Annotated in this window: 12 protein-coding genes; 3 read left to right on the forward strand and 9 right to left on the reverse strand. The window is 69.1% G+C overall.

Annotated features, from left to right (window positions below):
* Positions 1–58 precede the first annotated feature (58 nt).
* Positions 59–1,105, reverse strand: a complete 1,047-nt coding sequence (locus tag ACFWP7_RS15880) for a S66 peptidase family protein (RefSeq protein ID WP_384381748.1) — start codon at positions 1,103–1,105, stop codon at positions 59–61.
* Between the two features lie 102 nt (positions 1,106–1,207).
* On the opposite strand from ACFWP7_RS15880, the gene aroQ reads away from it, so the two are divergent.
* A complete protein-coding gene (aroQ, locus tag ACFWP7_RS15885) occupies positions 1,208–1,681 on the forward strand; it encodes a type II 3-dehydroquinate dehydratase (RefSeq protein WP_384381750.1) in 474 nt (157 codons plus the stop codon).
* Positions 1,682–1,740: 59 nt separating this feature from the next.
* Here aroQ and ACFWP7_RS15890 read toward each other — a convergent pair whose 3' ends face one another.
* The 5 genes from ACFWP7_RS15890 to ACFWP7_RS15910 all read right to left on the reverse strand — a co-directional run bounded on the left by ACFWP7_RS15890 (position 1,741) and on the right by ACFWP7_RS15910 (position 5,998).
* Positions 1,741–2,493: an amino acid ABC transporter ATP-binding protein gene (locus tag ACFWP7_RS15890; RefSeq protein ID WP_384381752.1), complete on the reverse strand. Its 753-nt coding sequence runs from the start codon at positions 2,491–2,493 to the stop codon at positions 1,741–1,743.
* Entirely contained in the window at positions 2,490–3,392 is a 903-nt protein-coding gene (locus ACFWP7_RS15895; protein WP_384381754.1) for an amino acid ABC transporter permease, read from the reverse strand. Before ACFWP7_RS15895 ends, ACFWP7_RS15890 begins: the two co-directional genes overlap by 4 nt.
* Complete coding sequence (locus ACFWP7_RS15900; RefSeq protein ID WP_384381756.1) at positions 3,389–4,267, reverse strand: ABC transporter substrate-binding protein; 879 nt, start codon at positions 4,265–4,267, stop codon at positions 3,389–3,391. Before ACFWP7_RS15900 ends, ACFWP7_RS15895 begins: the two co-directional genes overlap by 4 nt.
* A 378-nt stretch (positions 4,268–4,645) precedes the next feature.
* Positions 4,646–5,302, reverse strand: coding sequence for an MBL fold metallo-hydrolase (locus ACFWP7_RS15905; RefSeq protein WP_384381758.1), 657 nt, complete (start codon positions 5,300–5,302; stop codon positions 4,646–4,648).
* A 9-nt stretch (positions 5,303–5,311) separates the two neighbouring features.
* A complete protein-coding gene (locus ACFWP7_RS15910) occupies positions 5,312–5,998 on the reverse strand; it encodes a maleylpyruvate isomerase family mycothiol-dependent enzyme (RefSeq protein WP_384381760.1) in 687 nt (228 codons plus the stop codon).
* A 229-nt stretch (positions 5,999–6,227) separates the two neighbouring features.
* On the opposite strand from ACFWP7_RS15910, the gene uvrA reads away from it, so the two are divergent.
* Positions 6,228–9,254, forward strand: coding sequence for an excinuclease ABC subunit UvrA (uvrA, locus tag ACFWP7_RS15915; protein WP_384381762.1), 3,027 nt, complete (start codon positions 6,228–6,230; stop codon positions 9,252–9,254).
* A gap of 61 nt (positions 9,255–9,315) precedes the next feature.
* Here the strand turns inward: uvrA and ACFWP7_RS15920 are convergent, their stop codons facing one another.
* Positions 9,316–9,885, reverse strand: a complete 570-nt coding sequence (locus ACFWP7_RS15920) for a YceI family protein (RefSeq protein WP_384381764.1) — start codon at positions 9,883–9,885, stop codon at positions 9,316–9,318.
* A 100-nt stretch (positions 9,886–9,985) separates the two neighbouring features.
* On the opposite strand from ACFWP7_RS15920, the gene ACFWP7_RS15925 reads away from it, so the two are divergent.
* The gene (locus ACFWP7_RS15925; protein ID WP_384381766.1) at positions 9,986–10,840 is read left to right on the forward strand and encodes a helix-turn-helix domain-containing protein; all 855 of its coding nucleotides are present in this window, start codon (positions 9,986–9,988) and stop codon (positions 10,838–10,840) included.
* 85 nt (positions 10,841–10,925) lie between these two features.
* On the opposite strand, the gene ACFWP7_RS15930 is transcribed toward ACFWP7_RS15925, so the two are convergent.
* Positions 10,926–11,837, reverse strand: coding sequence for a carbohydrate kinase (locus ACFWP7_RS15930; RefSeq protein WP_384381768.1), 912 nt, complete (start codon positions 11,835–11,837; stop codon positions 10,926–10,928).
* Positions 11,834–12,973 (reverse strand): LacI family DNA-binding transcriptional regulator, encoded by a 1,140-nt coding sequence (locus ACFWP7_RS15935; RefSeq protein ID WP_384381770.1) that lies wholly within the window; start codon positions 12,971–12,973, stop codon positions 11,834–11,836. Before ACFWP7_RS15935 ends, ACFWP7_RS15930 begins: the two co-directional genes overlap by 4 nt.
* Positions 12,974–13,050 lie beyond the last annotated feature (77 nt).

The raw sequence follows: 13,050 nt of genomic DNA on the forward strand, positions 1-13,050 counted from the left end.
CGCCTCAACTACCCACGGTGATCGGCGGTTACGGGGGCGTGTGGGGGCTTGTTCCAGGTCAGTAGGTGACCGTGATGCGCCGGGCTGGGCCGTCCACGCGGATCGTGCCCCCATAGGGGATGACGATCTGCGGATCGGTGTGACCGAAATCCACATCGAGGACGACCAGCATGTTGGGCGCATATATATCGACGGCTCGGAGCACCGCCTCGTGCTGCTCCCGTACGTAACGGGCTCTGGCGTCGGCGTCGTTGGGCTGGTGGAACGACCATGCCTTGGGGCGCCCCATCAGGAGCGCGGGGAAACGTCGCAGCAGGCCGCGCTCGCCCATGCTGCGCAGAATCCAGAAGACGTCGCCGGCCCTCGGCATGTCCTCCGAGGTCTCCAGGAACAGCACATGACCGTCGTACACGGAGGGATCGCGGGCGATCTCGCGGTCGGCCATCAGCAGCCAGGAGAGGATCTCGACGTTGCCACCCCAGGAGCGGCCCTCGACCACGGGATCCGGGCGGTGCCAGGTCCAGCCGTCGCCCGGTTCCGTCGGCGGCTCGGAATCGAAGGTCGCCGGATCCTCCCAGGGGCTGTTGACCTCACCGAAGCGCTCGGCGGGGCGCAGCTCGTACGGCCCGGAGGTGAACAGCGCGGCCCGCAGCGACTCGGCGGTCAGCGGGTCCATCGCGCCGGGGCGGCCGAGCTCGCACATCACCGATCCGCCGTGGTAGCCGACGATTCCGGCGTTCCACAGGTATGCGAGGAGGCACGTGTTGTCGCTGTACCCGAAGAACGGCTTCGGGTTGGCGCGGATCAACTCCCGGTCGAGGAGCGGCAGCACGGTGATCTGGTCATCACCGCCGATGGAGGAGATGACGGCCCTGACCGTCGGGTCGGCGAACGCCGCGTGGAGGTCGTCGGCACGCTCCTGCGGCGTCGAGCCCATCTTCCGGGTCGCCGGATACTCGACCGGTTCGAGGCCGTACTCCTTGCGCAACCTCTCCAGACCCAGCTCGTAGGGAAGCGGGAGGAGCCCGGGGAGTCCGGAGGAGGGCGAGACGACCGCGATCCGGTCGCCCGGCGAGGGCTTGGGAGGGTATGAGGGCGTCGTCATGACGGAAGGGTATGAGGCCGTGCCGGCCGAGCGCACCGTGATAAACCGGGTCTGAGCAGCGGCCCTCGACGGGTCGGCGTATCTGGAAGGACCGGAGGAACTGTGCCCCGCACACTCGCCAACGCCCCGATCATGATCCTCAACGGGCCGAACCTGAACCTTCTCGGACAGCGCCAGCCGGAGATCTACGGCTCGGACACGCTCGCCGACGTCGAGGCCCTGTGCGCCAAGGCGGCGGCCACGCACGGCGGCACGGTCGACTTCCGGCAGTCCAACCACGAGGGCGAGTTGGTGGACTGGATCCACGAGGCGCGCCTGAACCACGCCGGGATCGTGATCAACCCGGCCGCCTACTCACACACCTCCGTCGCGATCCTGGATGCGCTCAACACCTGTGACGGCCTTCCAGTGGTGGAGGTCCACATTTCCAACATCCACCAGCGTGAGGAGTTCCGGCACCATTCGTACGTCTCCCTCCGCGCCGACGGAGTGATCGCGGGGTGTGGGGTGCAGGGGTACGCGTTCGCGGTGGAGCGGGTCGCGGCCCTCGCGGGGACGGGGCACGCGGAGGCCTGAGGGCATGGAGCCGGGGCTCTGCGTCGCGGTGCCGCCGGTGTTTCGCGGTGCCGCCGGTGTCAGAGCCGCCCCGCCTCCACGATGCGCCGCAGAAAGCGCTGTGTCCGCTCCTGTTGCGGGTTCTCGAAGATCTCCTGGGCCGTGCCGCGCTCAAGTACCACGCCGCCGTCCAGAAAACAGACCTGGTCCGCGACCTCGCGGGCGAAGCCCATCTCGTGCGTGGCGAGGACCATGGTCATGCCGTCGTCCTTCAGATCCCGGACGACGCTGAGGACTTCGCCCACGAGTTCCGGGTCGAGGGCGGCGGTGATCTCGTCCAGGAGCAGCAGCCGGGGACGTACGGCCAACGCGCGGACGATCGCCGCCCGTTGCTGCTGGCCACCGCTCAGCCGGTCGGGGTACTCGCCCGCCTTGGCGCCGAGCCCGAGCCGGTCGAGCAGCTCACGGGCGTGCGCCTCCGCCCCCGCGCGGCTCACGCCGTGCACGCGGCGCGGAGCGAGGGTGATGTTCGCCAGGACGGTCATGTGCGGAAAGAGGTTGTACGCCTGGAAGACCACGCCGATCCGGCGGCGTACCGCGTCCTGGTCGGCCCGCGGGTGGGTGATCTCCTCGTCGTCCAGCCAGATCGCGCCGTCGTCGATGTCCTCAAGGAGGTTGGCGCAGCGAAGCAGGGTGGATTTGCCCGATCCGGAGGCACCGATCAGCGCGGTCACCGTGTGTGGGGCGACATCGAGGTCGACGTCCCGCAGCACGACGGACTCGCCGAAGGTCTTGCGGACGGACTCCATGCGCAGTACCGGAGCGATGGTCATATGGTCCCTCCCTGCGCCCGCTGACGGTCCATCCGGGCGGTGACCCAGTCAGTGAAGCGGGTCATCGGGATGGTCAGGGCGACGAAGACCAGCCCCGCGACGATGTACGGCGTGTAGTTGAGGCTGCGGCCCACGATGATGTCCGCGGCGCGCACCGCGTCCACCGCCCCGCCGATCGAGACGAGTCCGGTGTCCTTCTGGAGGGACACCAGGTCGTTGAGGAGGGGCGGCACCTGACGGCGTACGGCCTGGGGGAGCACGACGTACCGCAGGGACTGCCGGTTGGTGAGGCCGAGCGAGCGCGCCGCGGCGCGTTGGGAGGGGTGGACGGACTCGATGCCGGCGCGGAACACCTCGGCGACGTACGCCGAGTACGTGAGCGTGAGCGCCGTGCCGCCCAGGAGGATCGGGTCCACCGTGACGCCCTGGAGCCGCAGCGCGGGGACGCCCAGCACCACGATCATCAGGTTGATGATCAGCGGGAGGCCGCGGAAGAAGTCCGTGTACGCGGCGGCCAGCGCCCGCAGCGGGAAGAAGACCGGGCCGCGCAGGGTGCGGGCGATGGCGATCAGCATGCCGAGGACGAGCACCGCGGCGCCGCAGATCAGGAGCAGCCGGACGTTGAGCCACAGCCCTTCGAGGACTTTGGGGAACGCCTCGCGCGCGTACTGCCCGTTGAAGAACGTCTCCTTGGTGCGCGGCCAGCCCGGTGCGCTGACGACGACGTAGTAGAGGACGACGCCGGTGATCAGGGTGGAGAGCGCGGCGATCGCCGTCGCACGGCGGGAACGGGTGCGCTTGTAACGCTCCCGCTCGATCCGCCGCTGCGACGGGACGTACGCCTCTCGCATGTCTCCTTCGCCGGAGTCACTGCCGGGCGCGTCCTTCACGACCGTCACTTGAGTACCGGAGCGTCGACGGCGTCGGACAGCCACTGCTTCTCGAGCGAGGCCAGCGTGCCGTCCGCGCGCAGGGCGTCCACCGCGTCGGTCACGCACGAGGTGAGCGCGCTGCCCTTGTCGAGGACGAGCCCGAACTGCTCGGGCGTGCCCCCGCTGTTCTCGAACTGTCCGACGATCTTCGCGTCCGTCACCTCGGCCGCGGTGATGTAGAAGGCGGTCGGCAGGTCGACCACGATCGCGTCGACCTGCCCGTTCTTCAGCGCGGACTTGGCCTGGTCGTTCTTCGCGTACGCGGCCGGGGCCTCGGTCGGCTTCACGACGTCGTTGATGTAGTCGAGGCTGGTGGTGCCGACCTGGGCGCCCAGCTTCACGTCCTTGAGGTCCGCGATGCTCGTCGCCTTCGCCGCCTTGGAGTCCTTCAGCGCGATGACGGCCTGGCGGACGTCGTAGTAGCCGGACGAGAAGTCCACGGCCTTCTTGCGCTCGGCGCTGATCGACACCTGGTTGATGTCGAAGTCGAAGGTCTTCTCACCAGGTGCGAAGGCCTTGTTGAAGGGGACGCTCTGCCAGACGACGTCACTCGTCGCGTAGCCCAACTGCTTCGCCACGGCGTACGCGACCGCCGACTCGTAGCCCTCGCCGTTGGCGGGCTTGTCGTCCTTGAACCACGGCTCGTACGCGGGCTCGTCGGTCGCGATCGTCAGTTTGCCGGACGTCTCGGTGGCCAACTTGCCCCTGTCGCAGGCGTTCGCGGAGGGCGAGGCGGCCGCGTTGTCCTCGGGCTGCGGGGCGCAGCCCACGGCGACGACGGCGAGCACGGCGACGGTGGCGGCGGGCGCGGTGCGGCGCAGGGCGCGCTGGGCGAGATGCATGGCGGGAGAGTGACAGTGCGGCGTCCTGTTTGTCCAGGTCACAAGGACAACTGTCCGCATATTGGGAACGGGTGTTGCATTCCTGTGAACACGTGCCCAAAAGCACCGCCGAGCATCCTGTTGAGATGCTTCGCCGGGGCCGCCGGCCGAGGGCGGGGATCGATAGGCCGGCGGCCCATCCGCGCCGGAGCCGTCATCCTGCGCGGGGCTGCTTTCAGTGGACCGCACCAGAGCGCGCGCCGGGAGCGCACGCGTGACACCGGCGCGTGCGCTCGGTTCACACGGGGCGCGTGCGGGGTGGTTGCGTGGGGGCGGGCGGACGCTTCCGGACGTGCGCGGGGAGCGCAGCTCGGTGTACGCCCCCACGGAACAGGGGGTTCACCACCCCCGCGCGCGCCACTCCGGCACATGCGGCCGTTCCGCGCCCAGCGTCGTGTCGTTGCCATGGCCCGGGTAGACCCAGGTCTCGTCCGGCAGCACCTCGAAGATCTTCGTCTCGACGTCGTGGAGGAGACTGGCGAACGCCACTGGGTCCTTGTCTGTGTGGCCCACACCACCCGGGAAGAGACAGTCCCCCGTGAACACATGGGGATGCCCGTGCGGATCGTCGTAGACGAGCGCGATCGAGCCCGGCGTGTGCCCCACGAGATGGCGCGCGGTGAGTTCCACGCGGCCCACCCGGATCGGGTCGCCGTCCTGGACCGGGACATCGGTCGGCACCGGGATGCCGTCGGCGTCGTCCCGGCCCGCGTACGTGCGGGCGCCCGTCGCCGCCACGACCTCCGCGAGCGCCTGCCAGTGGTCGCCGTGCTGATGGGTGGTGGCGACGGACGCGATGCCGTCGTCACCGATCAGCGTGAGCAGGGTCGAGGCGTCGTTGGCCGCGTCGATCAGGAGCTGCTCGCCGGTGGTCCGGCAGCGCAGCAGGTAGGCGTTGTTGTTCATCGGGCCCACCGCGACCTTGGAGATCATCAGGTCCTGCAACTCGTGCACATCGGCAGGGCCGCCGACCGTCACCGCTCCGCTGTACGTCATGGCGGCAGCCTATAGCGGCGGGAGAACGGGGAGCGGGCCGCCGTCGGTGGTCAGCGCCGCACCCTCGCGGCGCCCGGCGAACCAGCCGAGCAGGTCTGCCGGGCGGCCGGTGACGGTGATCGGCTCCTCCTCGCGACGGCCGGAGGGAATCAGACGGCCGTCGTCCTCCTTGACCAGGAACGCGGGTACGTCGGGGTGGCCCCGAAAACGTTCCGCAAGGAAGTCGATCTCGCGCCGGGTGAACTCCTCGGAGACGTCCTCCAGCTCGTATCCGATCCCCAGATCCACATGGTGCAGCTCGACCTCGACCCACCGCCGGAACGGCACCCGGGATGCGGAGTCCGTGACTCCGTTGCGCAGCTCCACCGTGCGGGACCAGTCCGCGGGCGCGGCCCCGGTCTCCTGAAAGCGCGCCCCGCTTTCTCGCACGTCTGTGAGCTGCACGTTCAGTGGGCGCGGGGCGTCTCGCTCGATGTCGGAGTCCCGGGCATCCCCGGAGGCGTACATGGGGCGTCCGGCGAGGACGTTCACGAGGGCGTCCGCATTGCGGGCGATGTGGGCGAGCAGATGACCGCGGCTCCAGCCGGGAAGCCGTGTCGGCTCGGCCACAGAAGCGTTGTCCAGTTTGGCTGCTGCGGTGAGCAGCCGTTCGGTTGCGTCACGTACAGACGCCAGGTCACGCACATGATCGTTCATGGGCTCGACGATAGCTCCGCCACACGTTCGGGTGAAGGCAGTTGACCAGCACCTCAAATCGAATGCACGTGCTATAGGCTCGGGCGCGGCGTCGGGCATGCTGGATGGCCCGGGATTGTTGTGAACCAGGGAAACCGACCCGGCGCTGTCAGTGGCTCCCCCTAGTCTGAAAACGACGGGGCCCTGCCCCTGTCACTTCTCTCAAGAAACAAGAAAGGTGCGGACCGGCGTGGCCGACCGTCTCATCGTCCGTGGAGCGCGCGAGCACAACCTGAAGAATGTCTCGCTCGACCTTCCGCGCGACTCGCTCATCGTCTTCACGGGCCTGTCGGGGTCGGGCAAGTCCTCCCTCGCCTTCGACACGATCTTCGCCGAGGGGCAGCGCCGGTACGTCGAGTCGCTGTCCTCGTACGCCCGGCAGTTCCTCGGGCAGATGGACAAGCCGGATGTGGACTTCATCGAAGGCCTCTCCCCAGCGGTTTCCATCGACCAGAAGTCGACCTCGCGCAACCCGCGCTCGACGGTCGGCACCATCACCGAGGTCTACGACTACCTGCGCCTGCTCTTCGCGCGCATCGGCAAGCCGCACTGTCCCGAGTGCGGCCGCCCCATCACCCGCCAGTCGCCGCAGGCCATCGTCGACAAGGTCCTGGAGCTGCCGGAGGGGAGCCGCTTCCAGGTCCTGTCGCCGCTCGTGCGCGAGCGCAAGGGCGAGTTCGTCGACCTCTTCGCCGATCTCCAGACCAAGGGGTACAGCCGGGCCCGGGTCGACGGCGAGACGATCCAGCTCACCGAGCCCCCCACGCTGAAGAAGCAGGAGAAGCACACCATCGAGGTGGTCATCGACCGCCTTACGGTGAAGGACGGCGCCAAGCGCCGCCTGACCGACTCCGTGGAGACCGCCCTCGGCCTGTCCGGGGGCATGGTCGTACTCGACTTCGTCGACCTCCCCGCAGACGACCCCGAGCGCGAGCGCATGTACTCGGAGCACCTGTACTGCCCTTACGACGACCTGTCCTTCGAGGAGCTGGAGCCCCGCTCCTTCTCCTTCAACTCGCCCTTCGGCGCCTGCCCCGAGTGCACCGGTATCGGTACGCGTATGGAGGTCGACGCCGAGCTGATCGTCCCGGACGAGGACAAGTCCCTCGACGAGGGCGCCATCCACCCCTGGTCGCACGGACACACCAAGGAATACTTCGGCCGCCTGGTCGGTGCTCTCGCCGACGCGTTGGGATTCCGGACCGACATCCCCTTCGCAGGTCTTCCGCAGCGCGCCAAGAAGGCCTTGCTCTACGGCCACAAGACACAGATCGAGGTCCGCTACCGCAACCGGTACGGGCGCGAGCGGGTGTACACCACCGCGTTCGAAGGGGCTGTCCCCTTCGTGAAGCGGCGGCACAGCGAGGCCGAGAGCGACGCGAGCCGTGAGCGCTTCGAGGGCTATATGCGCGAGGTGCCCTGCCCCACCTGCGAGGGCACGCGCCTGAAGCCGCTCGTTCTCGCGGTCACCGTCATGGAGAAGTCCATCGCCGAGGTCGCCGCGATGTCCATCAGTGACTGCGCGGACTTCCTGGGCGAGCTGAAGCTCAACGCGCGCGACAAGCAGATCGCCGAGCGCGTACTGAAGGAGGTCAACGAACGGCTGCGCTTCCTGGTCGACGTCGGCCTCGACTACCTGTCGCTGAACCGGGCGGCCGGCACGCTCTCCGGCGGTGAGGCCCAGCGCATCAGGCTGGCCACCCAGATCGGCTCCGGGCTCGTGGGCGTCCTGTACGTCCTCGACGAGCCCTCCATCGGCCTTCACCAGCGCGACAACCACCGCCTGATCGAGACTCTGGTCAGGCTCCGCGACATGGGCAACACGCTCATCGTCGTCGAGCACGACGAGGACACCATCAAGGTCGCCGACTGGGTCGTCGACATCGGCCCCGGCGCGGGCGAGCACGGTGGCAAGGTCGTACACAGCGGCTCCTTGAAGGATCTGCTGAACAACCCCGACTCGATCACCGGGCAGTACCTGTCGGGCAAGAAGGCGATCCCTCTCCCGGACATCCGCCGCCCCGCCGACCCGAGCCGCAGGCTCACCGTGCACGGCGCCCGGGAGAACAACCTCCAGGACATCGACGTCTCCTTCCCGCTCGGTGTCCTCACCGCCGTCACCGGTGTGTCGGGCTCCGGCAAGTCGACACTGGTCAACGACATCCTGTACACGCACCTGGCCCGCGAGCTCAACGGTGCGCGGAACGTTCCAGGGCGACACACGCGCGTGGACGGCGACGACCTCGTCGACAAGGTCGTGCACGTCGACCAGTCGCCCATCGGCCGTACGCCCCGTTCCAACCCGGCGACGTACACCGGAGTCTTCGACCACGTCCGCAGGCTGTTCGCCGAGACGACCGAGGCGAAGGTACGGGGCTATCTGCCGGGCCGCTTCTCCTTCAACGTCAAGGGCGGCCGCTGCGAGAACTGCTCCGGCGACGGCACCATCAAGATCGAGATGAACTTCCTGCCGGACGTGTACGTCCCCTGCGAGGTCTGCCACGGGGCGCGCTACAACCGGGAGACCCTGGAGGTCCACTACAAGGGCAAGTCCATCTCCGAGGTCCTCGACATGCCGATCGAGGAGGCGCTCGGCTTCTTCGAGGCCGTGCCCGCGATCGCCCGCCACCTCAGGACGCTCCACGACGTCGGTCTCGGCTACGTCCGGCTCGGCCAGTCGGCGCCGACGCTGTCCGGCGGTGAGGCGCAGCGGGTGAAGCTGGCCTCCGAGCTCCAGAAGCGGTCGACGGGGCGCACGGTCTACGTGCTCGACGAGCCGACCACCGGCCTGCACTTCGAGGACATCAGCAAGCTCATCACGGTGCTCTCCGGCCTTGTCGACAAGGGCAACACGGTCATCGTCATCGAGCACAACCTCGACGTCATCAAGACGGCGGACTGGGTCGTCGACATGGGTCCCGAGGGTGGCAACGGCGGCGGACTCGTGATCGCCGAGGGCACGCCCGAGGAGGTCGCCGGCGTTCCGGCCAGCCACACCGGCAAGTTCCTGCGCGAGGTCCTCGGGGCCGACCGGATCAGCGACGGGACCGCGGTGAAGGCCCCTCGCAAGGCGGCGGCCAAGAAGACGGCCACCAAGGCGGTCAACAACACGGCGGTCAACAACACGTCGGCCAAGAAGACAGCGGCGGCCACGAAGACGACGGCCACGAAGAAGGCGACCCCCGCGAAGAAGACCACGCGGGCAGGCAAGTCCTGACAAGTCGGTGAAAAAACGGCGCCCCACGGGAACTCCCCGTGGGGCGCCGTCCGTTGCACAGTCAGCCGCCCTGTCCCTGCGGTTCGACGAACTGCATGTCCAGCTGAATCTTGACAACATCACTGAGGAGCCCGGACCCGAAGTCCAGACCGTAGTCGCTGCGCCGGATCTCGCCCGTCGCCTCGAACCCCGCGTGCCTGCGACTGTCGACGGGGGATTCCACCACTCCGCCGAACTCGACGGCCAGCGTCGTCGGACGAGTCACGTCCCCGATGGTCAAGTCCCCTTCCATCGCCCAGGCCTCGCCATCGGCGAACACCCGAGTCGAGCGAAACGTCATCGTCGGATGCTTCTCGACGTCGAGCAGGTCGGCCGCTCGGGTGTGCGTGTCGCGGTCGGCGTTCCCGGTGTCAATAGAGGCAAGAGCGATCTCGGCGCTCACCCGCACGTCGTCGGCCGTCTCACCGACGTACAGTCCGGCCGTCCATTCACCGAAACGACCGCGCACCTTGGCGATCCCGAGGTTGCGAAGGGTGAAGTTGACGGCCGAGTGGAGTGTGTCGAGCTCCCACTCGCCCGATCCGAGCGGAAGCGAAGTGGCTTGCGTGGCAGTGGAGTTGTCGTAGGTCATGGCTCCACCCTGGGGTGGTCGGCGAGCGGGAGGGAGGCCGGGCTCATGGTGGTAGTGACAGGGCCACGATCCGGTGACGCGCGCGTTGTACGTTCTACCGGTGAGCGACAACGAGTTGGGCACCTTCCTGCGCGCACGCCGTGAGGCGATCACACCCGACGAGGTCGGGCTGCCGGCCGGTTCACGCCGTCGCACCCCGGGGCTGCGCCGATCCGAGCTGGCCACGCTCGCCGGCATCAGCGTCGAGTACCTCACCCGGCTCGAACAGGGCCGCGATCACAACCCCTCGCCGCAGGTGCTGGGTGTACTCGCCGACGCGCTGCGGCTGCCGGTGACGGAACGGGTCCTGCTGCGCCGACTCGTCAAAGAGGCAAGCCCTGGTGCCGTGTTCTGCTCCGCGGCGGTGGAACCCACACGTACGGTGCGCCCGACCGTGCGGGCGATGCTGGACCGGCTGGAGCCCGCACCCGCGGTGCTGATCAACTGGATCGGCGACATCCTCGCGTACACCACCGGCTACCGACGGCTCGCCGGACCGCTGGGAGTGCTCGACGGCAAGCAGCCCAACATCCTCCGGTACGTGTTCACCGACGAGCGGGCCTGCGCCGCCTACGCCGACTGGGACCGGGTGGCCGACGAACAGGTCGCGCACCTCAGGAACGAGGCGTCGCTCCAGGACCCCTATGTCGCCGCAATGGCCGACGAGTTGACGGTCACCGCGGGCGCCTCGTTCGCCGACCGGCTCGCTGCCGTACCCGCCATGCCCCGGCGGGCCGGGACCGACCTGGTCACCCACCCGGAGGCCGGCCCACTGCTCCTGGCATACGAAACGCTCGCCCTACCGGACGACGGCCTCCGTATGGTCGTACACCTTCCCGCCGACGACGCCACGGCCACCGCACTGGACCGGCTCAACGGGCGGCAGCCGGGGGCGCTGCGGGTCGTCAGCGGCTGAGGAGGCCGGACCTCAGGGAGTAGCGGGTCCCAGGGAGTGCTGGGCCTCACGGAGTACCGGCTGTCAGAGAGCAATGGGTGAGGGTTCAGAGAGCGTGGAGTTCGGACGCGTACGGCGGTTCCGCGCCCGCCCGTGAGCAGGTGATCGCCGCCGCGCGGGCCGCGAAGCGCAGCAGCTCGGTCCAGCCCTCGGGGCCCAGCTCCGCCAAGGCCGCCGGGGACAGGGCGCCGCGGGTGGCCAGGCCGTGCAGCAGCGCCGCGTTCACGGTGTCGCCGGCGCCGATGGTGTCCACGACCTCGACCTCCTCGCCGGGTACCGGGTGCACCGAGCCGTCGCGGGTGAACGCCGTCAGACCGTCGCCGCCGTGCGTGATCACCACGGCCGCCGGCCCGGACGCCAGCCATTCGCGTGGGGTGCCCCCGAGCCACAGAGCGTCCTCCTCGGAGAGCTTGAGAAGTGACACCGACGGGAGCCAGCTCTTGAACCGGGCCCGGTAGGCATCGGCGTCGGGGATCAGTCCTGCGCGGATGTTCGGGTCGAGGGTGGTGAACACGCCGCGTGCGGCCGCAGCGTGCATCAGCTCCTCGTAGGCGCTCGCGCCCGGCTCCAGGACGAGCGAGCAGGTGCCGAAGGACACCGCCCTTGTCGCGTCCGGGAGTTGGGCCGGGACCGTGAAGAGGCGGTCCGCCGTGCCCTCGACGTAGAAGGAGTACGAGGCCGAGCCGTCCGCGTCGATCGAGGCGACGGCGAGGGTCGTCGGCTCCGCTCCGCGCTGCACGGACGACACCTCGACGCCCGCCTCGCGAAGCCCGTCCAGGAGTGCCTCGCCGAAGGCGTCGTGCGAGACCCGGGAGCAGAAGGCAGTGGGGGAGCCGAGGCGGCCCAGCGCCACCGCGGTGTTGTAGGGCCCGCCGCCGAGCGCCGGTTGCAGGCCGACGAGCGCGCCCGCGCCCTGCGGCACCAGATCGATCAGGGCCTCACCGGCGACGACGATCACGACACGGGTCCTTTCTCGGGGTTCTCGGGATTCTTGGGGCTCTCGGGACGCCCGGAGGTCGCGTGCCCCTTGGGTCTCCCGGCCTTCTCCGGGCAACCGCACGAGGTGCGGTGGACGAGGGCGGCGGGCAGCCGGACGGTACGGCCCGGGCGGCTCGGGGATGCCAGCCGTTCCAGGAGCAGTTGGAGGGCCCGGGCGCCGATCTCCTTACTGGGCTGGGAGATCGCGGTCAGTCGGGGTGTGAACAGGTCCGCCCAGGAGAAGTCGTCGAAGCAGCACAGGGCCATGTCGGCCGGCACGGACAGGCCCCGCTCGCGCAGCGCCCGCAGTGCGCCGATCGTCATGGCGTTGTTGCCGGTGACCAGCGCGGTGGGCGGTGCCGCGAGAGACAGCAGCGCGCCGGTGGTGCGCTCGGCGGCGCCGGACTGGGAATCGCCGTGTGCCACGAGCCGCTCGTCGTAGGGGAGTCCGGCGTTCGCCAGGCCGTGCCGGTAGCCGGTGATCCGCTCGGTCGTCGTGCTGAGTCCGGGCAGGCCCGCGACCAGTCCGATGCGTCTGTGGCCCAGCTCGGCCAGGTGCGTCACCAACTGCGCCATGGGCTCGGCGTTCTCGGTGCAGACCTGGTCGAAGCGGAAGGAGGCGGCGGGCGCGGTGCCGGAAGGGCCGTCGGAGACGGTGTCTGCGGGCGTGTCGACCAGCCGGTCCAGGAACACGGTCGGCACGTCGTGTTTTCCGAGGTAGGCCAGCAGTTCGCCCGGGTTTGCCGAGGGCGCGATGATCATGCCGTCGACCCGGCGCTCGTGCAGCAGTTGGGCGACCTTCCGCTCGTGTACGGGGTCGTCGTGCGGATCGGCGATGAGCAGGCCGTAGCCGTGCTCCAGGGCTCCGGCCTCGACCCCCTGCAGGATTTCCGTGAAGTACGGGTTGCTGATCGCCGACACCGCGAGGCCGACTGACCGCGTGCGTGAGGTGACCAGTGAACGGGCGAGGCCGTTCGGCGTGTATCCGAGCGCGTCCATCGCGTCGAGCACCGCCTGGCGGGTGGCCGGCCGCACGGGGCGCGTGTCGTTCAGTACATGCGAGACGGTCGCGATGGACACACCCGCGCGCTGGGCCACATCGACCATCGTCGTCATTGCGCTCCCGTCCCCGGAACCTGCCCTTCGCAGGGGAACGTATCCCATCCGGCGGTGGACGTAAACGCTTACGTAAG

This window comes from Streptomyces sp. NPDC058470, from assembly GCF_042721055.1.
Classification (GTDB): domain Bacteria; phylum Actinomycetota; class Actinomycetes; order Streptomycetales; family Streptomycetaceae; genus Streptomyces.

Coding starts and splice junctions, on each gene's coding strand:
- ACFWP7_RS15880 (WP_384381748.1), bottom strand. CDS start 1,105: ATGACGACGCCCTCATACCCTCCCAAGCCCTCGCCGGGCGACCGGATC.
- ACFWP7_RS15890 (WP_384381752.1), bottom strand. CDS start 2,493: ATGACCATCGCTCCGGTACTGCGCATGGAGTCCGTCCGCAAGACCTTC.
- ACFWP7_RS15900 (WP_384381756.1), bottom strand. CDS start 4,267: ATGCATCTCGCCCAGCGCGCCCTGCGCCGCACCGCGCCCGCCGCCACC.
- ACFWP7_RS15905 (WP_384381758.1), bottom strand. CDS start 5,302: ATGACGTACAGCGGAGCGGTGACGGTCGGCGGCCCTGCCGATGTGCAC.
- ACFWP7_RS15910 (WP_384381760.1), bottom strand. CDS start 5,998: ATGAACGATCATGTGCGTGACCTGGCGTCTGTACGTGACGCAACCGAA.
- ACFWP7_RS15920 (WP_384381764.1), bottom strand. CDS start 9,885: ATGACCTACGACAACTCCACTGCCACGCAAGCCACTTCGCTTCCGCTC.
- ACFWP7_RS15935 (WP_384381770.1), bottom strand. CDS start 12,973: ATGACGACGATGGTCGATGTGGCCCAGCGCGCGGGTGTGTCCATCGCG.